The following is a 19891-nucleotide window of genomic DNA, read 5'->3' as shown; positions in this document are numbered from 1 at the left end:
GGCGGGCTGTCGGATCTACGTGCCGGTCGCGCTGTGCACCCAGGTTTGATAGTCCGACTCCCCGTTGCGGACGCTCGCGCACGCCGCGGTGTCCGCGTTCCCGTGAAACCGCCTGATCAGGCCGGCCACGTCTGCGCGCTTGAGGATCACGGTCTCGAACGCGGCCGTCCACTCGAACTCTTCGGTCGTCCTGCCGTCGGGGCCGCGCCAGGTGGTGAGCCGTTTGCCCAGCAGGCGGGCACGCGCGGCGGCCTCGTCCGCGACCGCCGCGTGCACGGCGGAATGCGCGTCGTCCTCGGAGGGAAATCCGGCGATGATCATCACACAGTCGTCCATGCTCGGACGCTAAGCCCGACGCGCCGCTCCGGCCCGTGCCGACGCCCGTTCGGGTTGCCCCGCCGACGCGGCGCTCGACACTCGGCACGCTGACCTAGTCGGAGTACGTCAGCCGCCTGGCATCCTCCTCGACCTCGCTCGGGGTCGGCGGCGTCGTCAGCAGGCGCTCGATCACCTCGGCCGCCGGATCGCCGAGGCGGTGGCCGACCTCGATGGCCTCGGTGACGTCGTACGAAGTCCGGCGAAGCTCGACGTCCGGGCCGAGGATCGCCCAGTACGCGGTGCCCGGCTCGCCCTCGTGGTGGGGCAGGCCCACGCTGCCCGGGTTGACGAAGCGCAGGCCGTTCACCGTGTGGTCGAACTGCACGTGTGTGTGGCCGCCGACGATGACCCGCTCGGGTACGCCCGCGCTCAGTTCGGCGAAGCGCTCCGGCGACGTGCCGGGGGTCACCAGTTCCGTGTCCGCGCGCGGCGAGCCGTGGCAGAACCGAACCGCGCCGAGGCCGGCCACCTGCAGCACCAGGCCGGCCGGGAAGCCCCGGACGAACTCCAGCGACGCGGGCGAGTGCAGTCCCATCACCCAGGTCTCGCGCGGCCGCGTGACCTCCCGCAGACCGGCGGAGAGTTCCGTGACAGCGCGATCCGCGTTGCCGCTCACGAATCGCGCACGCGCGCCGAGGCCGGCCATCAGGCGTACCGTTCGGTCCGGTTCGGCGCCCCAGGTCAGGTCGCCGCAGGAGACGACCAGGTCGACCTCGGCCGACTCGATCTGCGCCAGTACCGCGGTGAGAGCCGGAACGTTGCCGTGCACGTCCGAGACCACCGCGATCCGCCCGAACGTGTCAGTGCCCAGATCCTCAGCCATATCAGCACGCTACGCTCTCCGGCCCCGCCAGGGCGCACGCCGCTGCACCCCGCTGCATGCCGCCGCACCTCGCCGTCCTCGGCGTACGCCGTTGCACGTAGCAAGAAACCACCGGATATATGACTTTTAACTCCAACAGCGGCTGTTCGTGACGCCGGCACCATGGTCGTGAACTACTGTCTCGCCCATGGCGACAGACCCACCCGCGCAGGGCCCGGGGTCCGGCGACGGCGAGCGTTCCGGACGACGCCGCGGCGTGGTGGCGCTCATGGCCGCGAACATCGCGCCGAACTGGTACGCCTCGGTCATGGGCACCGGGATCGTCGCGGTCGCCGCGGCGACGCTGCCGCAGCAGTTCCGCGGCCTGCACACGGCCGCGACGGTCGTGTGGGCGATGGCGACCGTGATGCTGATCGTGTTGGCCGTGACCGACGGGCTGCAGTGGCGGCTACACCCCGCCGTCGCCCGCAGCCGGCTGACCGACCTGGCCAAGGGGCACTTCAACGGAGCGCCGCCGGTCGCCGTCCTCGTCGTCGGCGCGGGCACGCTGCTCTACGGCGACGCGGTGTTCTCGCAGTCCGCCGCGGTCGACATCGACTGGGCGCTGTGGTTCATCGGCACGGTCCTGGGCCTGGCGTGCACCGCCAGCGTGCTGTACCTGTTGTTCACGCGCGGCCCGGTGGATTTGGACGCGGTGCAGATCGGCTGGCTGCTGTGCGTCGTCCCACCGATGGTGTCGGCGGCGACCGGGGCGCTGCTCGTGCCGTTCGCCACCGCGGGTCAGGACCGGCTGGCCCTGCTGCTGGCCTGCTACGCCATGTTCGGTCTCAGCCTGCTGGTCTCGGCGATCGCGATCACGCTGATCTGCCAGCGGCTGGCGGTGCACAAGACGGGCCGGGCCACAACGGTGCCCACGCTCTGGATCGTGCTCGGCCCGCTCGGCCAGTCGGTCACCGCGGCCAACGCACTCGGCGCGGTCTCCGGGCTCACGCTCGACCCGATCGACACGGCCGCGCTGCGCTCCTTCGGTGTGGTGTTCGGCGTGCCGGTCTGGGGATTCGCCACCCTGTGGGCCGCGCTGGCGGCCGCCCTAACCGCGCGCACCAAGAGCTCCGGCCTGCCGTTCTCGCTCGCCTGGTGGTCGTTCACCTTCCCTCTCGGCACGTATGTGACCGCCACGACCACGCTGGCCCTGCGCACCGGCTCCGATCCGTTCCGCGTCTACGCGGCAGTGCTCTACATCGCCCTGGTGCTGATCTGGCTACGCGTGACCCTGCTCACCGCGCGCAGCGGCTTGCGCGCGTTGTCCGCACCGGCGCCCCGCTGAGGCCCGCCTCGGCTCCTCGTCTCGTGTGCCCGCCTCGGCCGCTCGTCTCGTGTGCCCGCCTCACATGCTCGTCAGCGCGGTCAGGTCGCGCAGTATCTCGGCGGCGGTGACGGCGTCGAGCGTTCCGAGCGGCACGCGCTCCTGCTCCGCCCGCCAGAGCTCGACCTCCGGCAGGCTGGTGACCCAGACCTCGGTGATCGTCTGCTCATGGCCCGCTCCGGCGAGGTTTCCCATGCTGATCCCCGGCTCGATGCCGAGGGCGACGCAGCCGCCGCCGGGCACCGGCCGCGACATCCAGGTCTGGATCCCGTGGTCGGCCGGATCGCCGCGGTGCCAGCCGAAGCGTTCCAGGCCGACGACCTTGCCCGTCGCGACGCTGAGCCCGTCGAACCGGTGAAGAACCTCAGAGCTCTTCTCCTCCTCGGTGAGTTGCAGAACGATGCGCCCGAGTTGGTCGAACGGCTGCAGGAGGGCGTAGTCCGCGAACAACTCCGACCATGCCGCGGCTTCGTCGCCGAGGTCGAGCAGGTGCACGATTCCGACCAGGGCGGTGGGTTCGAGCACGTAGACGTCATCGGCGACGTCGGCGAAGGTGCGGTCCTCGGCGATCCGGAAGGTGCTCAGCAGGCTGCCGTCCTCGGCGTAGGTACCCCAGAGCAGCGCACGGGCGACGCGGAACACCACGGGGTGACCCACGATGTACTGGCGGAACTCCTGCGCCGGCCAACGGCGCCGGGCGATCATGGCCTGCTCCAGGCGACCGATCTGGTCCGCGGCCAGCGAACGCGTCGCCTTCTTGAACTCGGAGTAGCCCGCTCGAGCTTCGGCGGCCAACGCCGGATCGTCGGCGGCGCCGGCCTTCGGCAGGTCCTTGAGCGGCTTGCCGTCCGCATCGCGCACGACGGGCTTGAGCCGCTCGTCGAGCGAGACCGTGAACGTGCGCGGACCGAAGTCGTACTCGATGACGCCCGCCGCGTCGAGCCCGAGGTCCGGGATGAGGCGGTCACCGAGTTGCTCGGCCGAGAGTTCGAGGGCGTCCGCCACGGCCTTGACCTTCTCGACGGCCCGATCCTTGAGCGCCTTGAACTTCACCTTCCGCGAGATGCCGTAGAGCCCGGCCAGTGCGGTGTTGCCGCCGATCTCGGCCAGGACGTCGAGGCCCTGCACGGCGCGCCGGTGGGCGCTCTCGCCCGGCCAGATCCGGATGACCGCGGCCAGACGCGCCGCCACCGCGTCGTCCCCGAACACGCCGAGGGCCTCGAGCGCCCAACTGTCCCCGGCCGGCATCCCGGCAAGGCGCCAGCCTTCGAATACGGCCCATACGAACGACGCGAGGGACGCCGGGTCGAGGGCCGCGCGCACCTCGTCGAGAGCGGCGAGTGGCCGCTGCGGCGTGGAGATCGCCAGCATCAGACACAGGTTCCGCACCGACTCTCGGGGCAGGGCCGCGCCACCGCCCACGAGCAGCACCTGCGGCAGAAGGCTCGGGTCCGTCCAGGACGGCAGCGTCGGCATGACCTTCGGGAACACGGGTGCGACGGCCTGCGCGAGCGTGTCGGCGACGGCTTGCTCGGCCAAGGGACCGTACGTCTCCGCGGCGGCGCGGACGTTGGCCTCGAAGCCCTCCTCGACCAGCGTGCGCAGTGCGCGTTGCGCCGAGCGCCGGGCCGGGCCCGACTTGCCGAGCGCGTCGGGAATCAGCGCACGGGCAGCCAGGTCGGGGTGCCGGGTGAACCACGCCAGGGCGTGTGGAAGCGCCCTCTTGGGCTGCGTGAGCCATTGGGCCATGAGCCCGGCGACCTCGGTGTACGCGAAGGGTGCCAGGACCCGGCCATAGGCAACCGGATCCTCGCGCACCCGCGCCATCAGCAGCGGCAGCACCTCGGCCTCGAACCGCAGCGCGAAGATCCGGTCCAGATCAGCCCCGCGCCACCAGTTCGGGTCCCACGTCGCCAGCAGCGGCCGTACGAGTTCGTCCGGGCCGTCGCGGAAGAAGGCCAGCATGTCGTGGTAGTTCGGGTGCAGCGCTCGTATGGTGGCGGCGATCTCCTTCCACGAGCCCGTCGGCCCGCGATAGGGCCCGTAGTGGCCGAACCTTCCCCACGTCTCACGCTCGACCGGCAGCCACACCATCGCCGCCTCCGCCGGTGCGACCAGATCGACGCGGGCCGCCGGCTTCTTCCGCGGCGGCGCGACCGCCCACGGCGGCGTCACCAGCGCCTCGGGCAGATCGGACAGGTCGGCCTCCGGGATCTGCGATCCCAGGGCGAGCAGCCCTTCCACCTTGCTGCGGGCCGGAGCGCTCAAGGCCTCCAGCTCGCCGGCGGCGACGTCTGTGTTCGCCAGGACGTGCGCACGCAGCAGCGGCTCCACCCGCGTGGACGCCGACTCCGCCAGCAGCCGCACGCCACGACGCGGAAAGCGCTCCGCCGCTTTGAGGATCGCCGCCGCGGCCTTCGGCTGCCGCACCCGGTCCAGCAGGGCACCGAAGGCCTCATCCGTGGGAAACGAACCGAGCGCGGTCATCAACCGCTCCGCATCGTCGGAGTTCATATATCCGCGGTCGAACTCGCCGACCACATGACGGAACACGGCCTGCCCGGCACCGTCGATCAGCGTCGCCAGGAGCTCGGTGTCATGAATCAGAATCCAGGGCTCGCGCTGGTGGAAGGCTTCGAGCTGTGCGTCGGTCGAGACCGCCGCATAGAACAGGGGCGCCTGGAGACTTGCGTACTGCAGCGGGCGCGCAACGAGCTTGTCGATCCACTCCACGTGCTCCGGCACCAGGAACGCGGCCGTGGTGCGCTGCGGCCAGGGCGCCTTCCGGTATTCCTCGAGCACCCCGACGACCTGCGCGTACTCGGCATCCTCGGCGCCACACAGGTGGTGGCGCATCCGCGCCGCCATCTGGAAGCGGGGCTTTGCCGGGCCCCACACCTGTCCCCCGCTCGCCCTGCCCATTCTGCGCGCGTGGTTCTTCGTCTCCTGGACGATCAGGTCACTGCGCTCGACCGTCGCCCGCGCCGCGAACTCCAGCCCCCGCGCCGCGACCCACGCGTCCACGGCCGCCCTGGCATCGCCCGCCTTGCGCGACCCGAGCGCCCACCGCATCGACGCGATCAGCGCCGCGCCCGTCGGCGTCGCATCCTCGATACGCCCCGACTCGCCGCGGTAGAGCGCCACCAACCGCGGATCACCGGCCCGGTCGGCCAGAACCCGGGCGACGCTGTTCGGGTCCGGCGTCGCGCTCTCATAGTCCGCGACGACGTTCGACGCCACCGCGGGCTTCGCCCCGGCCCGCCCACGCCGCCGCGGTATGACAAGCCGCTGCCACCCCGTCGGCAAGCCGAGCACGTCCTCGTCGCCCGCTGCCGTGGCCGTCATCGTCGCCATCCGTAGCCTCCCCAGCCCGAACCATCCTTCACAGCGAGTCTAGGTGAACCCACTGACAGTCTCGGAGTACCGATCTCACCCGCGCTCGTCCACTTCGCCGCACCGCAGGCCGCGCAGGTGGAGCCGACGCACTACGCTCGCCGCCGTGGACGACGCCGACAGCGCAGCACGAAACGCCTACTGGGACCCGATTCCCACGGCCCGGCAGATCGTGGCCGGCTGGCAGCGCGGCCCGAACGAGCTGTCGATCGGAACCGGCAGCTGGGAGGACCGCGGCTGGCTCAACGTCCCGGGCCCCTTCTACGCCGGGGAGACCGACACCGGCCTCAACGGGCAGGTCTACGCCCCCGGGCTGGTCTTGTGCGGCGGCGAGTGGGGCATGGAGTTCGTCTACCGCCAACCGCAGACCCCCGCGGAGGTCGAGACGCTGCTGCGGGTCGCCTGGGACGAACCCATGGGCGGGTACGCCTGGGACGGCGACGCGCACTGGAACGAGGGTTCCGTCCGCGCATGGTGGGCCGAACGTGCCCGAGTGCGCGAATGGATCGACGGCGAAGTCCGGACACGGGCGAAGAGCCCGGCCCACTACGACCGCGAGTCGGTTCCGGCACTGCGCGATTTCGCCGCACACCTGGACGGCCCGCTCGAGCGCCGCCTGCGCGGATACCTTTTCCGGCTCGCGGAAGGCCGCGCACCCGACGACGGAGCCCGCCTCCCGGAGCTGTGAGTCCCCGCACCGACATCTCCCCATGTCCAGCACTCCGCCATCTTGGATCGGTCAGTACAAGATATGTTAGCGTTCGGGCATGCCAAGCTCATTCGAAGGACTCGAAGATAATCCCGTCCGCGACCTGCCCCTGCGCGACCTGGCCGGCTTCGTCCACCGCTGGGTCGACGCGGACGGCGTGCGCCTGCATGCCGTCGAGGGGGGCCGGATCGACGGCCCGGCGGTGGTCCTGCTCGCCGGGTTCCCGCAGACCTGGTGGGCGTGGCGGAAAGTCATGCCCAGCCTCGCCGAGCGCTTCCACGTCATCGCGATCGACCTGCCGGGTCAGGGCCACTCGGAGCGTCCGGAGCGCGGCTACGACACCCACACGGTCGCCGCGTATGTGCACGCCGCCGTGCGGGCGCTGGGCGTGTCGGACTACTGGCTGGCCGCGCACGACGTCGGCGCCTGGGTCGCCTTCTCGCTGGCGCTCGACTTCGAGGACCGGCTGCACGGGGTCGCCCTGCTCGACGCCGGGATTCCCGGCATCACCCTCCCCGAGGCGATTCCCACCGACCCGGCTCGGGCGTGGAAGACCTGGCACTTCGCCTTCCACCTCGTGCCCGAGCTGCCCGAGACGCTGCTGGCCGGACGCGAGCGGGAGTACGTGGGCTGGTTCCTGAGGATGAAGGCCCTGAGTCCCGACGCGTTCGACGACGCGGAGGTCGACCACTATGCGGCGGCCGTCGCTCAGGACGGCGGCCTGCGCGCCTGCCTCGCCTACTACCGGGACGCAGCCGAGTCGGCGCGCGCGAACCACGAGGCGCTCGAGCGGCGGCGGCTGACCGTGCCCGTCCTCGGGATCTCCAGCAGCCACGGCTCCATCCCGGACATGGCGGCCTCCATCAGCCCGTGGGCCGAGAACGTCACCGGCGTCATCGTGCCCGACGCGGGACACTTCATCCCCGATGAGCAGCCGGAAGCCGTCGCCGCCGCCCTCACCGCGTTCATCCGCGACGGCGCCTGACGCCGGGCAGCCGGACCCGGCGGTGCCTACCCCTGGCTGGGGCAGGCTACCTGATCGGGTCCGGCCCATACTCGAGTCATGACCGCGAACACACCCCTCGGGGACTTCCTGCACACTCGGCGCTCCCGACTGCGTCCGGAGGATGTCGGGGTGCCCACGTACGGGGAGCGCCGGCGGGTGCCGGGGCTTCGGCGCGAGGAGTTGGCCTTGCTCGCCGGAGTGAGCTCCTCGTACTACACGCGGTTGGAGCAGGGACAGTCGCAGAGCGCTTCGCCCGAAGTGCTCGACGCGATCGCCGGAGCATTGCGGCTGGACGAGGCGGAGCGCCGGTACCTGCACGACCTGGCTCGGGCGGGCAGAGTACGCACGCGGGCCCGGCGGCCGACGCCGGAGCGGGTGTCGGAGCCGACGCGTCACCTGCTCGAGGCGCTGGGCGAGACTCCGGCGATCGTGCTGGGCAGGCGTTCCGACGTGTTGGCGTGGAACGGGCTGGGCCACGCGCTGTTCGCCGGGCACGTGGATCCCGGTGCCCCGGAAGTGCCGGGGGAACGGCCGAACATGGTGCGGCTGCTGTTCCTGGACCCGCATCTGCGGGAGCTGTACACGGACTGGCCGAGCAAGGCCGGGGCGGCGGTCGGGGCGTTGCGGCTGACTGCGGGCGAGCACCCCGAGGACGCGGCGCTGCACGCGCTGGTCGGTGAGCTCTCGGCCAAGAGCGGGGAGTTCGCCGCGATGTGGGCGGACCACCGGATCAAGCCGTGCACGGTGGCCGCCTACGAGATGCGTCATCCGCTGGTCGGATCGCTGACCGTCACACAGCAGACCCTGAGCTACGGGCCGGGCCCCGTGATCGTGGTCGGGACCGCGGAACCGGATTCGCCCTCGCGCGAGGCGTTGACCCTGCTCGCCCAAGCCACCGCCCGACCCGCCCTGCTCACCGACGCGCGGACACCGTCCCGGGTCGGCCGGGGCTGAACCGCACCGCCCTCACCACGTAACCCCTACTCCCGCGCGGCCGACGACGGCCCACCGCGGTTCGTGACGCCGCCCTTCGCGAGCACGTCACGCTCCTTCGAACCCTTATGCGTCGGCGTGTCGCCGCCGCATGCCCCACCACACCCTGAAACAGGAGCACAACCATGTCCACGAAGCTCTTCAGGTCCGCCGTGACGGCGGGCGTCCTTGCCGCGAGCGCCGCCTCGGTACTGACTCCCGCCACGGCCTCGGCCCTGTCCGCGCCGCTCAGCAACGCGCGGATCACCGAACACTTCAGCCTGACCGCCGGCCAGACGCCGGAGAACATCGCCATGGCACCGAACGGGGACGCGTACGTCACCTTCGCCGAGGCCCGCCAGATCGCAGAGATCTCCCGCAGCGGCGCCGTGCGGATCCTGGCCACCCTGCCGGCGCCCGAAGACAGCGTCGAGACCACGGTCCTCGGCTTCCCGCTGACCACCGGCATCGTCCGCGCCCAGGACGGCACCCTGTACTTCCTCTACGCCACCGGAACCGCCGACCTCACCGGCGTGTGGCGGCTGACCCCCGGCGGCCGGCCGCAGCGGATCGCCGCCCTGCCCGCGAACGGCCTGCCCAACGGCCTGGCCCTGGACCCGAGCACCAATACCCTCTACGTCGCGGACTCCGTGCTCGGCACCATCTGGAGCGTCCCCGCCACCGGCGGCGCCCCCACCGCCTGGTCCACCGCCCCCCAACTGGCCTCCGCCGGTTTCCTCGGCGCCAACGGCCTGAAGATCCACGACGGCGCGGTCTGGGTGACCAACCTCGATCAGGGCACCGTCCTGCGCATCCCCGTCCTGCCCGGCGGACACGCCGGCAGGGTGCAGACCGAGGCGACCGGACTGACCGGCATCGACGACTTCGCCTTCACCGGTCACGGCGACCAGCTGCTGGCCGCGCTCAACGGCCCGAGCGAGGTCGCGCTCGTGCAGCCCGACGGCAGCCACTCCATCGTCCTGACCGCGGCCGACGGGCTGTCGAATCCGACCTCTGTCGCGCTGCGCGGGGACACCGTCCTCGTCCTGAGCGCGGCCTACGTCACCGATCAGGACCCGAACCTGCTCACCGCCCGGCTGAACGACTGACGTCCGACACCACCGCAGACCTCTTCCATCCTTCCGAGCACCGCACCGTAGGAGAGACAGATGACGAACATCAACGAGATCGTCCTGGGCGAAGTCACCGTCACCCGCATCGAGGAGATGCACGGGCCGATCATGCCCGCGGACCAGTTCTTCCCCGACATGCCCGAGCAGGCGTGGAAGGAGCACCGCGACACGCTCGTGCCCGACCACCTCGGCGCCGAGGACGGCGTGGTGATCACGGCCATGCAGACCTGGCTGGTGCGCAGCGGGGGCCGCACGATCCTGATCGACACCGGCGTCGGCAACGACAAGACCCGCCCGGCCGTCGAGCCCTGGGACCACCTTTCCCTGGACTACCTCGGCAACCTCGCCCAGGCCGGTGTGCGGCCCGAGGACGTGGACCTGGTGATCAACACCCACCTCCACCTCGACCACATCGGCTGGAACACCCGGCTGGTCGACGGCGCATGGGTGCCCACCTTCCCGAACGCCACGTATCTGATGCCCAAGGTGGACTTCGAATACTGGAACCCGGAGAACAACCCGAACGTCGCCGGCGGCATCAACGAGAACGCGTTCGAGGACAGCATCGCCCCCGTGCTCGCCGCCGGCCGGGTCCGCCTGTGGGAGACGAGCCACGTGATCGACGCGAACCTGCGTCTGGAAGCGGCCCCCGGCCACACCCCGGGCGCCTCGGTCGTCACGCTGCGCTCGGGCGAGGACCGGGCACTGTTCGCCGGCGACATCCTGCACACTCCGCTGCAGGTCACCCACCCGGACCACAGCAGCTGCTTCGACCTCGACCCGGCCCAGTCCCGGGCCACCCGCGTCAGGCTGCTCGGCTGGGCCGCCGAGAACAATGCCCTGATGCTGCCGGCGCACCTGAGCGGACACAGCGCCCTGGAAGTCGAGGACACGGGCAACGGCTTCGCGATCAAGCAGTGGAGTCCGCTGCCCCGCTACTGATTCCGGCCCGGCCCGGCGGGCCCCGGCACTCGGTGGAGCTTCGTGCACCCCGACCCGGGTGTCCAGCACCAGTGACGGAGCCCGCCGGGCCGAGCAGGATTGAACTCGCCGGAAGACAAGGAAACATCTCCTTGTTCACAAGCACCTTATGCACACGACATCTTGGAGTACGCCATGGCCGCACACATCCCGCGCTCCACCCGTCGCCGTCGTACCGCGGCCACGGTGGGCGCGGCCGCAGCACTGGCCACTCTCCTGGCCGGCTGCGCCCAGTCCGCCGGCCCCGCCGCCTCTCCCGGCGCATCCCCCGGTGCGTCTGCCAAGGCGGCCACGCAGACGGGCGACCAGGCCGCCTCCGCCCTCCAACCCACCCTGCACATGATCACCAATCAGGGCCACAAGCTGGCCTTCCACGTCACCCCCGGCCACTCGCCGGCCATCGTCCTGGACGCCGGCGGCGGGCTCGACTCCTCCTACTGGAAGAACATCGTGCCGGCCCTGGCCAAGGCGACCGGATCGGAGATCATCACCTACGACCGGGAGGGAATGGGCGCCAGCGACCCGGTCCCCGGCCCGTGGAAGGTCCAGAACGCCGTCTCCGACCTGGAGGCCGGCCTGACCGATCTCGGCGCCACCCATGACGTGATCCTGGTGTCCCATTCCGAGGCCGGGGAGATCGCCACCTACATCACCCGCCAGTACCCGGGCCAGTTCGGCGGCGCCGTCCTCGTCGACGCCAGCCTGCCGCAGTTCAGCACCGACGCCGAGATCGCCCGGGTCGCGGCCGCCACCGAGTCGGAGGTCGAGCAGATACAGGCGCTCAAGCCCGCGGCCGTCACCCAGGCGGATCGCCAACTGCTGGCCGTGGCCGCCGACTATGTCGCGGACCAGCGCGCCTACCACCAGATCAGCTGGCCGACCAGCGTCCCCGCCACCGTCATCGTCTCCTCCGACACCCCGTTCCCGACCTCGCCCCCCGACGCCCAGGCGTGGCGCACCGCGCAAGCCCAGTTCGCCGACGCGGCGCCCAACCGGCAGCTCGTCACCGCCGCCCACAGCTCCCACGACATTCCGCTCGACCGCCCCGACCTCGTCGAGGCCCAGATCGAAGCCATGGTCAAGGCCGTCGGCTGACGGGCCGCGCCGACCGGTGCCGGCCGGTGCCGGTCGGCCTCCGGGCTCGGTCGAGGACGCCGTGATTTCGGTCGCACGGCAAGGGCCCTGCTGATTGAATGCCCATCATGAGTGAAACTCAGTCCATAGATAAGCCCTGGGGCGCGTCGGTGTTCGGTGCGGCGAGTGTCGACGCCGCTCCGGATCTGGCGAGGCTGCGGGTGGCGATCAAGCAGACCCGTCCGCAGCCCTCCGAAGCCTTCGAAGTCACCCGCAACGCGGTGAATCAGGTCCGCGAGGTGCTGCGGCGGCACGGGATCCCGGACACCGCGGTGTCCGCGTCCCGGCTGAACCTGCAGTCGTCCTGGAACTTCAGCAACAACGAGCGCAAGCTCCTCGGCTACTCGTGCACCGCGGCGTTCGTGATCGAGGTGCGTGAGCTGGAGATTCTCGAGTCGGTCCTGGTCGATGCCGTCGAGGCCGGCGCGAACCAGGTCGACGGGGTCGAGTTCGACGTGAGCGGCAAGAAGCAACTGCGCGCGCAGGCACGCGAGGCGGCGGTCGCCGCCGCACGGGAGAAGGCCGCGCTCTACGCGCAGGCAGCAGGCGTACGGCTCGGCCCGGTCATCCACATCAAGGACGTCGACTCCGAGCAGATGCAGAACACGTACCACAGTCAGTCTTCCGGGGCCGGCGGCGAGGGCGATCTGACCCCCGGAAAGATCACCGTCTCAGCCGGCGTCCTCCTGGGGTTCTCGCTCATCGGCGAGTGACGTCGGCCGGACAGCAGCGGTGCCGCGCCCGAGGGCGCGGCACCGGTGAACAGGATGGCCATTGCGAGTCGGCGCTCGGGCTCGGGCACGCACCCGGCGTGCGCGTGCGACCACACCTCCAGGACATAAGGTAGGCGGGTGTCAGAAGCAGCCAACCGAATCGCGGCGGAGACCACTCCCACCGCCCGCCCGAGCCGCGGCTCGCGCGGCAAGCTCGCCCTTTCCGTCGTGCTGCTCGCGGGTCTGATGACCGCGGGCTGCAGTTCCTCCACACCCACTCCCGCCTCCAGCACCGCCGCCGGTTCGTCCCTGCCGGTGACCTCGGGCTCGTTCGGCCAGGCGGCCGTGATCACCCCGGCCCCGGGGTCCACCCCGTCGACCACGCTCGAGACCAAGGTCCTGGTCCAGGGGACCGGCCAGGCTCTGGCGAAGGGCGATCTGGCGGTGATCAACTTCACCGCCTACAACTGGTCGCAGAAGAAGAGCCTGGGCGACAGCTACGCCTCCACCACTCAGGCCACGGCATCGCCGCAGAGTGTGCAGCTGGGTTCGAGCTCGGTGCTGCCCGCCTGGAACACGGCGCTGACCGGCGCCAAGGTGGGAAGCCGGATCGAGGTGGCCGCCCCGCCGGCCGACGCGTTCGGGACCGCGGGCAACTCGCAGGCCGGCGTCGGCGCGACCGACGTGCTGATCTTCGTGTTCGACGTGGTGGGCGGCTACCCGGCCAACGCCCAGATCACCGGCACGATGGCCGCGCAGACCGACGCCTCGCTGCCCAAGGTCGTCGGCGAGCCCGGCTCGGGCAACCCGACCGTGACCATTCCGACCGGCGTGAAGCCGCCCACCGGCCTGGTCTCGAAGGTGCTGATCCAGGGGACCGGGGCGACGGTGGCCAAGGGCCAGACCCTGCTGATGCAGTACACGGGCGTGGACTGGAACACCGGGAAGAACTTCGACTCCTCCTTCACCCGCAAGACGGCCTTCTCCACCGCCATCGGCGAAGGCGCGGTCATCGCGGGCTGGGACCAGGGCCTGGTCGGCAAGCACGTCGGCGACCGGGTGCTGCTGGTCATCCCGCCCTCGCTCGGTTACGGGCCGCAGGGTGGCCAGTCCTCGGCGGGTATCGGCAAGGACGACACACTCGTCTTCGTGGTCGACATCGTCGCCGCGTTCTAGTCAGTAGGCGTAGCGCTCTCGATCCTCGTGGCGTCGGCCGGGCACCTGTCGGGTGCTCGACCGGCGCCACGCCGTCGTACCGAGGTTATTTCGCGGCGCCGTCGGACAGCGTGTAGCGGTGCTCCGGTCTGCCCGTCGCTCCGTATTTCAACTGGAGTCGGACGACGCCGTGGCGGGCCAGGTGGCTCAGGTACCGCTGCGCGGTCGGGCGGCTGACGCCCACCTCCTCGGCCACCTCCGCCGCGGAGACGTCGCCGCGGGCGGCGCGGACGGCGTTGCGCACGAGTTCGAGCGTCGGCGCGGAGGGGCCCTTCGCTGCCTCGCCGGGTAGCGCGGCGCCGCGCAGCAGACCGAACAGCGCGTCCACCTCGGCCTGGTCCGCCTCACGGGCCGGCTCGGTCATGCGGGTGCGAAGGTCCCGGTAGGCCATGAGCTTTTCCCGCAGCGTCTGGTAGCCGAACGGCTTGACCAGGTAGTGCAGCGCGCCCGCCTGCATCGCCGCGCGGACGGTGCGCACCTCGCGCGCGGCGGTGATGATGATGAAGTCCGGGCGCTCGGCCGAGTGGGCGAGGTCGCGCACCACGCCGACTCCGTCGCCGTCGGGCAGGTGCACGTCCATCAGCACGAGGTCCGGCCGCAGTTCGTCGATCGCCTCGAACGCCTGCTCCGCGCCGTGCGTCACTCCCGCCAGCGCGAACCCTTCGGTCCTCTCGACGAACGCGGCGTGGATGCGGGCCACCCGGAAGTCGTCGTCGACCACCAGCGTCCTGATTTCCTCGTCGATCCTCATACGATCGCCGACACCTCCGCCGGAAGACTCACGGTGAACACCGCGCCAGGGCCCGTACTGGCCTCGATCGTGCCGCCGAGGCGTTGCACCAGCCGGTGTACCAGCGCGAGGCCGAGGCCTCGACGCAGCGAACCGGACGCGGGCTTCGTCGAGAATCCGTCGAGGAACACCGAGCCGAGGTCCTGCGCGGCGATCCCGGGGCCGTTGTCCGCGACCTCCACCCTGAGCCGGTCCCCCTCTTCGACCAGGAGCACCGTGACCCGGCCGGGTCCGTCCTCCCGTCGTGTGCCGCCGACCGCGTCGAGGGCGTTGTCGATCAGATTGCCGAGAATCGTCGTCAGCGCCTGCGACGTCGCCGGCACCTCCCCCGCCCACGACTCTTCCGACACCACCAGTTCGATGCCGCGTTCCGCCGCCACCGCGGCCTTGGCCAGGATCAGCCCGACGATCAGCGGGCTGGCGATGCGCGAGCGCAGTGACTCGGCGAACTCGGCCTGCGCGCCGCCGAGGTCGGTCAGATAGCACAGCGCCTCGTCGGATTCGCCCAGCTCGAGCAGCCCGGCCACGGTGTGCATGCGATTGGAGAACTCGTGCTGCTGGGCGCGCAGCGCGTCGGTCAGACCCCTGACGCTGTCGAGCTCGCGCAGCAGCCCGGCCAGCTCGGTGCGGTCGCGCAGGGTGACGACCGAGCCGTGCGGACGGCCGGCCAGCGCCACCGGCATCCGGTTGACGGTCAGGCAGTACTCGTCGGTGAGCACCACCTCGTCCTTGCCGCCGATCGTGCCGGAGAGCACGTCGCGCAGCCGGCCCGGCGCCACGACCTCCTCGATCCAGCTGCCGATCGCGGTGGACTCGATCGACAGCAGCCGCCGTGCCTCGTCGTTGACCAGGGTGATCCGTCCGGCCCGGTCGAAGGCGATCATCCCCTCGCGGATCGCGTGCAGCACGGCCTCGCGCTCGAGCAGCAGCTTGGCGATCTCGTCGAGCTCGAGGCCGAAGGTGCGCCGCTTGAGCCTGCGGGCCAGCAGCCAGGAGGCGAACGCGCCGATCACCAGCGCGACGGCGAACCAGAGCGCGTACACCGGGAGCACGCTCCACAGGGCGGTGGAGACCCGGCTCTCCAGGATCCCGACGGAGACCTCACCGACCATCGTCCCGTCCGGGGCGTAGAGCGGGGCCTTGCCGCTGGCCGAACGGCCGACGACGCCGTCGTCGATCCCGGTGCGCGGCAGGCCGTCCTTCGTCACGATCGGCTCCTCGACCTGCTTGCCGATCAACGCGGAGTCGGGGTGCGAGTGGCGCACTCGGTTCATGTCGATCACCACGACGTAGCCGGCCCCGGTGTCGCGCATGACGTGTTCGGCGATCTGCTGGACCTCGTCCCCGCACGGCCGCGCCCCGGGCTCCAGGCACAGCCCGATCTGGTCGATCGAGGCCACGGACTCGGCGATGGAAACCGCCTGCTGCTCGTACTGCTGGTCGAGTTGCGCGCGTTCCTCGTGCGCGAACAGCACGAAGCCCACCAGCACCGTCGCGACCAGGATCGCCACCTGACCGACGAAGATCTGGCTGGAGAGCTTGCGCATCCGGCCTCGTCGCACCCAAGGAATTGTGAAAGGGGCGGCTGCACTCGGGCAAGGATTGTCGAAAACCGCGTTCAAGCCGTTATGCAAACCCCCGCGTGAACTCAATGCACAAAACTCGGGGAAATGCGGAAAACGCGGGTTACGCACACAACGGTGACGCGTCGTCGCAGCCCACCTAGCGTGTGGCCTCCCCGATCAATGGAGTAAGGAGGCCCGATCCGATGACTCCGGCACATACCACGGACGACGCGCCCAACGCGCGGATCGAGATCTCCGGGGTGACCAAGCGGTTCCTGACCCCGGCCGGTGACGTCTTCACCGCGATCAAAGATGTGAGCTTCACCGTAGAACCCGGACAGTTCTGCGCAGTGGTGGGCCCGACCGGCTGTGGCAAGTCGACCACGCTGAGCCTGGTATCCGGACTCGACCGGCCGAGCGAGGGCACGGTCGCGGTGGGCGGCAGGCCGGTCGACGGCATCGCCGAGGGCGTGAGCTTCATGTTCCAGGCCGACGCGCTGCTGCCGTGGAAGACCGTGCTCGGCAACGTCGCGCTCGGCCCGACCTTCCGCGGCACGGCGAAGCGCGAGGCCGAGAGCACGGCGCGGGACTGGCTGCGCCGGGTGGGTCTGGCCGGGTTCGAGGACCGGCACCCGCACCAGCTCTCCGGCGGCATGCGCAAGCGGGTGGCGATGGCCGCCGCGCTGATCAACGAGCCGCGGATCCTGCTCATGGACGAACCCTTCGGCGCCCTCGACGTGCAGACCAAGGCGATCATGCAGACCGAGCTGCTCGGCCTGTGGGAGCAGCTGCGGCCCTCGGTGCTGTTCATCACGCACGACCTCGAGGAGGCGGTGGCGCTGGCCGACCGCGTCGTGGTGATGACCTCCGGGCCCGGCTCGGTCAAGGCGGTCTACGACATCGACCTGCCCCGCCCGCGCGGCGCGGTCCAGGACATCCGCTTCCAGCCCGAGTTCCTCGCACTGCACCGGCAGATCTGGGAGTCCCTGCGCGAAGAGGTCGAGCGGGCGTACGCGAAGACGGCGGGAGTGAGCTCGTGAGTGACATGGTCTCCGACAAGCTGGACCGGGACCTGGCCGAGGCGGGCGCGAAAGCCGCCGCCGCGGTGCCCTCCGGCAAGGGCCTCGCGCGCAGGCGCCGGCTGCGGATCTTCGCGGCGCAACTGCTGCTCGCGGTCGTGCTGGTCGGCTCCTGGCAGCTGCTGACCGCGGCGAAGGTGATCGACCCGTTCTTCTACGGCCAGCCCAGCGGCATCGCCAAGCAGCTCTACGACTACTTCGCCCAGGGCGACCAGGCGACGGAGTTCGGCTCCTACTGGACCCAGATCTTCACCACGCTGCGGGAGGCGGTGTCCGGCTTCGCGCTCGGCACCGTGACGGGCATCGTGTTCGGCGTCGTACTCGGCGCGAACCCGTTCCTGGCGCGCGTGATCGGCCCGTACATCAAGGTCTTCAACGCGATCCCGCGGATCGTGCTCGGCTCGATCTTCCTGGTCGCCTTCGGCCTCGGCCAGACCCCGAAGATCCTGCTGGCCGCCGTCCTGGTGTTCTTCGTGGTCTTCTTCAACGCCTTCCAGGGCGTGCGCGAGGTGGACCGCAACATCCTGAACAACGCCCGGGTGCTCGGCGCCTCCCCGTGGCGGGTCGTCCGCGACGTGACCGTGCCCTCCGCGCTCACCTGGATCATCGCCAGCCTGCACACCGCCTTCGGCTTCGCCATCGTCGGCGCCCTGGTCGGCGAGGTGCTCGGCGCGCAGAGCGGGCTCGGCCTGGTCATCACCACCGCGCAGAACCAGTTCAACCCCGACGGCGTGTTCGCCACGATGATCGTGATCGCGGTGATCACCCTCGCCGCCGAGTCCCTGCTCACCCGGCTCGAGCGCCGACTGCTCTCCTGGCGCCCGCCGTCCCCCTCCGAAGCCGCGCAGATCTGATCCCCGCGCGCTCCCCCGGTCCACCCGTCACCTCCTTCCCGTCAACGAAGACAAGAAAGTAGGGCTCTGCCATGCTCAGAAAGACGATCGCCGGCGCGGCCGTGGGCGCCCTCGCCCTGACCTCGCTCACCGCCTGCTCGAGTTCCGGCTCGACCGGGAGCGGCGGCGGCACCGCGCTGCCGACGGTCACCCTCATGGTCGGCGGTATCGACAAGCAGATCTACCTGCCCTACGAGCTCGCCCAGCAGCTCGGCTTCTACAAGAAGTACGGCGTCGACATGGTGCTGAGCACCGAGGTCAACGGCGGCATCGGCGCCGAGGACGCGATGGCCGGCGGCCAGGTCGACATGGCCGGCGCCTGGTACATCCACTCCATCGACTTCCAGGCCAAGGGCAAGCAGGTCGAGGACATCGTGCAGCTGTCCGGCGCCCCGGGCGAGCGCGAGATGTGCGCCACCAGCAGCGGGATCCACTCCGCCTCGCAGTGGTCGGGCAAGACCCTCGGCGTGACCGACCTCGGCTCGGGCACCGACGAGCTGACCCAGCTGCTGGCGAGCAAGGCCGGCCTGACGACGAAGCAGTACAGCCGGATCGGGGTGAGCGACGGCGCCACCGCCATCGCCGCGCTCAAGACCGGCAAGACCCAGTGCCTGATGACGACGCAGCCGACCGTGCTGCAGATCGAACAGCAGAACATCGGCTATTCGGCCATCGACCTGGCCACCTCCACCGGCGCCACCGCCGCCCTCGGCGGCACCTGGCCCTCGGCCGGCGTGCTCGCCTTGAGCAGCTGGGTCAGCGGTCACCAGCAGGAGGCCCAGGACGTGGTCGACGCGCTGGTCGCGACCATGCACTGGATCGCGACCCACTCGGCCGCCGACATCGCCGACGCACTGCCGCCGGCGTACGTGCAGAGCAACGGCTTCACCAAGGCCGAATACATCACGGCCCTGACCCAGGACAAGGCCCAGTTCCTGCCCGACGGCATCATGCCCGCCGGCGGCCCGGAGACCGTGCTGGCCACGGAGAAGGCGATCGGCACCGACGTCTCCTCGGTGAACCTCGCCACCACCTTCACCAACACCTTCGCGATCGCCGCGAACAAGGCGGAGGGCTACACCACCACCACGACGCCGGAACCCGCCAACGGCTGAGCCGCCGCAGCGCGCGTGGTGGCGACGGCCGCGGAGCCGTCGCCACCACGCGCGCCGCTCGTGCGGGGCTCGTGCGGGGCTCGTGCGGGGCTCGTGCGGGGCTCGTGCGGGCTCATGCGGGCTCATGCGGGCAACGCGGGCTCGTGCGGGCTCGTGGCCGGGCGTGTCCGGGAGTAGCTTGGACGCAGCAGGTGCGCGCCGGGCAACGCTGACGCGGTCCACCGATCGAGACGAGGCCGGACGTTGAAGCTCAAGCTCGACTTGCACGAGATCTACAACAAGGGCTCCGAGATCGACCGGGCCCTGGACGCGATCATCGCCGAGGCCATCGCCAAGAAGGCCCCCCTGGTGGAGATCATCCCCGGCAAGGGCTCTGGCCAGCTGAAGAAGCGCGTACTGCGCTACCTCGACCGCAAGGACGTCAAGGCGCTCTACCACCGGGTGGAGAAGGACTCGGACAACTTCGGTCGCGTGTTCGTACATTTCCAACACGGCAAGGCGAAGCGCTGACAGAGCATTGACTCTGCCGTCCGGCTCCGGTAGCGCGCAGTTCGCCGCACGGCCACCCCGCTGGGCCATGGTTGTCTGGACAACTTCTGGCTCTGCGAGGGGACCCACTCCCGTGA

At 70.6% G+C, this 19891-nt stretch carries 18 protein-coding genes; 13 read left to right on the top strand and 5 right to left on the bottom strand.

The window, feature by feature from the left end; all coding sequences use genetic code 11:
* Positions 1 to 15 precede the first annotated feature (15 nt).
* Entirely contained in the window at positions 16 to 336 is a 321-nt protein-coding gene (locus KDL01_RS02550; RefSeq protein ID WP_212526654.1) for a divalent cation tolerance protein CutA, read from the bottom strand.
* 94 nt (positions 337 to 430) lie between these two features.
* Entirely contained in the window at positions 431 to 1201 is a 771-nt protein-coding gene (locus KDL01_RS02545; protein ID WP_212526653.1) for a metallophosphoesterase family protein, read from the bottom strand.
* Between the two features lie 187 nt (positions 1202 to 1388).
* Here KDL01_RS02545 and KDL01_RS02540 point away from each other — a divergent pair, with 187 nt between their 5' ends.
* The gene (locus KDL01_RS02540) at positions 1389 to 2528 is read left to right on the top strand and encodes a TDT family transporter (protein WP_212526652.1); all 1140 of its coding nucleotides are present in this window, start codon (positions 1389 to 1391) and stop codon (positions 2526 to 2528) included.
* Positions 2529 to 2588: 60 nt separating this feature from the next.
* Here KDL01_RS02540 and KDL01_RS44360 read toward each other — a convergent pair whose 3' ends face one another.
* Positions 2589 to 5921 carry a DUF4132 domain-containing protein gene (locus KDL01_RS44360; protein ID WP_212526651.1) on the bottom strand — a complete coding sequence of 1111 codons (3333 nt, stop codon included), beginning with the start codon at positions 5919 to 5921 and terminating at the stop codon, positions 2589 to 2591.
* Positions 5922 to 6066: 145 nt separating this feature from the next.
* Between KDL01_RS44360 and KDL01_RS02530 the strand changes: the two genes are divergently transcribed.
* From KDL01_RS02530 to KDL01_RS02495, 8 genes are all read left to right on the top strand, one after another.
* Positions 6067 to 6648: a hypothetical protein gene (locus KDL01_RS02530; RefSeq protein WP_212526650.1), complete on the top strand. Its 582-nt coding sequence runs from the start codon at positions 6067 to 6069 to the stop codon at positions 6646 to 6648.
* A 79-nt stretch (positions 6649 to 6727) separates the two neighbouring features.
* Complete coding sequence (locus KDL01_RS02525) at positions 6728 to 7654, top strand: alpha/beta fold hydrolase (RefSeq protein WP_212526649.1); 927 nt, start codon at positions 6728 to 6730, stop codon at positions 7652 to 7654.
* Positions 7655 to 7732: 78 nt separating this feature from the next.
* Positions 7733 to 8629 (top strand): helix-turn-helix domain-containing protein, encoded by an 897-nt coding sequence (locus KDL01_RS02520; protein WP_212526648.1) that lies wholly within the window; start codon positions 7733 to 7735, stop codon positions 8627 to 8629.
* A gap of 164 nt (positions 8630 to 8793) precedes the next feature.
* On the top strand, positions 8794 to 9756 hold the full coding sequence (locus KDL01_RS02515) for an SMP-30/gluconolactonase/LRE family protein (protein WP_212526647.1): 963 nt from the start codon (positions 8794 to 8796) through the stop codon (positions 9754 to 9756).
* Between the two features lie 69 nt (positions 9757 to 9825).
* Positions 9826 to 10722 (top strand): MBL fold metallo-hydrolase, encoded by an 897-nt coding sequence (locus KDL01_RS02510; protein WP_212526668.1) that lies wholly within the window; start codon positions 9826 to 9828, stop codon positions 10720 to 10722.
* Positions 10723 to 10896: 174 nt separating this feature from the next.
* Entirely contained in the window at positions 10897 to 11856 is a 960-nt protein-coding gene (locus tag KDL01_RS02505; RefSeq protein WP_212526646.1) for an alpha/beta fold hydrolase, read from the top strand.
* Between the two features lie 107 nt (positions 11857 to 11963).
* Positions 11964 to 12608: an SIMPL domain-containing protein gene (locus KDL01_RS02500; RefSeq protein WP_212526645.1), complete on the top strand. Its 645-nt coding sequence runs from the start codon at positions 11964 to 11966 to the stop codon at positions 12606 to 12608.
* Between the two features lie 138 nt (positions 12609 to 12746).
* The gene (locus tag KDL01_RS02495) at positions 12747 to 13784 is read left to right on the top strand and encodes an FKBP-type peptidyl-prolyl cis-trans isomerase (protein ID WP_212526644.1); all 1038 of its coding nucleotides are present in this window, start codon (positions 12747 to 12749) and stop codon (positions 13782 to 13784) included.
* 85 nt (positions 13785 to 13869) lie between these two features.
* Here KDL01_RS02495 and KDL01_RS02490 read toward each other — a convergent pair whose 3' ends face one another.
* Both KDL01_RS02490 and KDL01_RS02485 read right to left on the bottom strand, forming a co-directional pair.
* Complete coding sequence (locus KDL01_RS02490; RefSeq protein ID WP_212526643.1) at positions 13870 to 14574, bottom strand: response regulator; 705 nt, start codon at positions 14572 to 14574, stop codon at positions 13870 to 13872.
* A complete protein-coding gene (locus KDL01_RS02485) occupies positions 14571 to 16175 on the bottom strand; it encodes an ATP-binding protein (RefSeq protein ID WP_212526642.1) in 1605 nt (534 codons plus the stop codon). Before KDL01_RS02485 ends, KDL01_RS02490 begins: the two co-directional genes overlap by 4 nt.
* A gap of 206 nt (positions 16176 to 16381) precedes the next feature.
* On the opposite strand from KDL01_RS02485, the gene KDL01_RS02480 reads away from it, so the two are divergent.
* From KDL01_RS02480 to KDL01_RS02465, 4 genes are all read left to right on the top strand, one after another.
* Positions 16382 to 17218, top strand: a complete 837-nt coding sequence (locus tag KDL01_RS02480) for an ABC transporter ATP-binding protein (RefSeq protein WP_212526641.1) — start codon at positions 16382 to 16384, stop codon at positions 17216 to 17218.
* 5 nt (positions 17219 to 17223) lie between these two features.
* On the top strand, positions 17224 to 18111 hold the full coding sequence (locus KDL01_RS02475) for an ABC transporter permease (protein WP_212526667.1): 888 nt from the start codon (positions 17224 to 17226) through the stop codon (positions 18109 to 18111).
* 71 nt (positions 18112 to 18182) lie between these two features.
* Positions 18183 to 19265: an ABC transporter substrate-binding protein gene (locus KDL01_RS02470; protein ID WP_212526640.1), complete on the top strand. Its 1083-nt coding sequence runs from the start codon at positions 18183 to 18185 to the stop codon at positions 19263 to 19265.
* Positions 19266 to 19508: 243 nt separating this feature from the next.
* Positions 19509 to 19775 (top strand): Smr/MutS family protein, encoded by a 267-nt coding sequence (locus KDL01_RS02465; RefSeq protein WP_212526639.1) that lies wholly within the window; start codon positions 19509 to 19511, stop codon positions 19773 to 19775.
* Positions 19776 to 19891: the final 116 nt, after the last annotated feature.

The sequence above is a fragment of the Actinospica durhamensis genome (assembly GCF_018139695.1).
In the GTDB taxonomy this organism is placed as follows: Bacteria; Actinomycetota; Actinomycetes; order Streptomycetales; family Catenulisporaceae; genus Actinospica; species Actinospica durhamensis.
The sequence above is the reverse complement of the archived record's forward strand: the minus strand, read 5'-3'. Positions and strand labels throughout refer to the sequence as shown.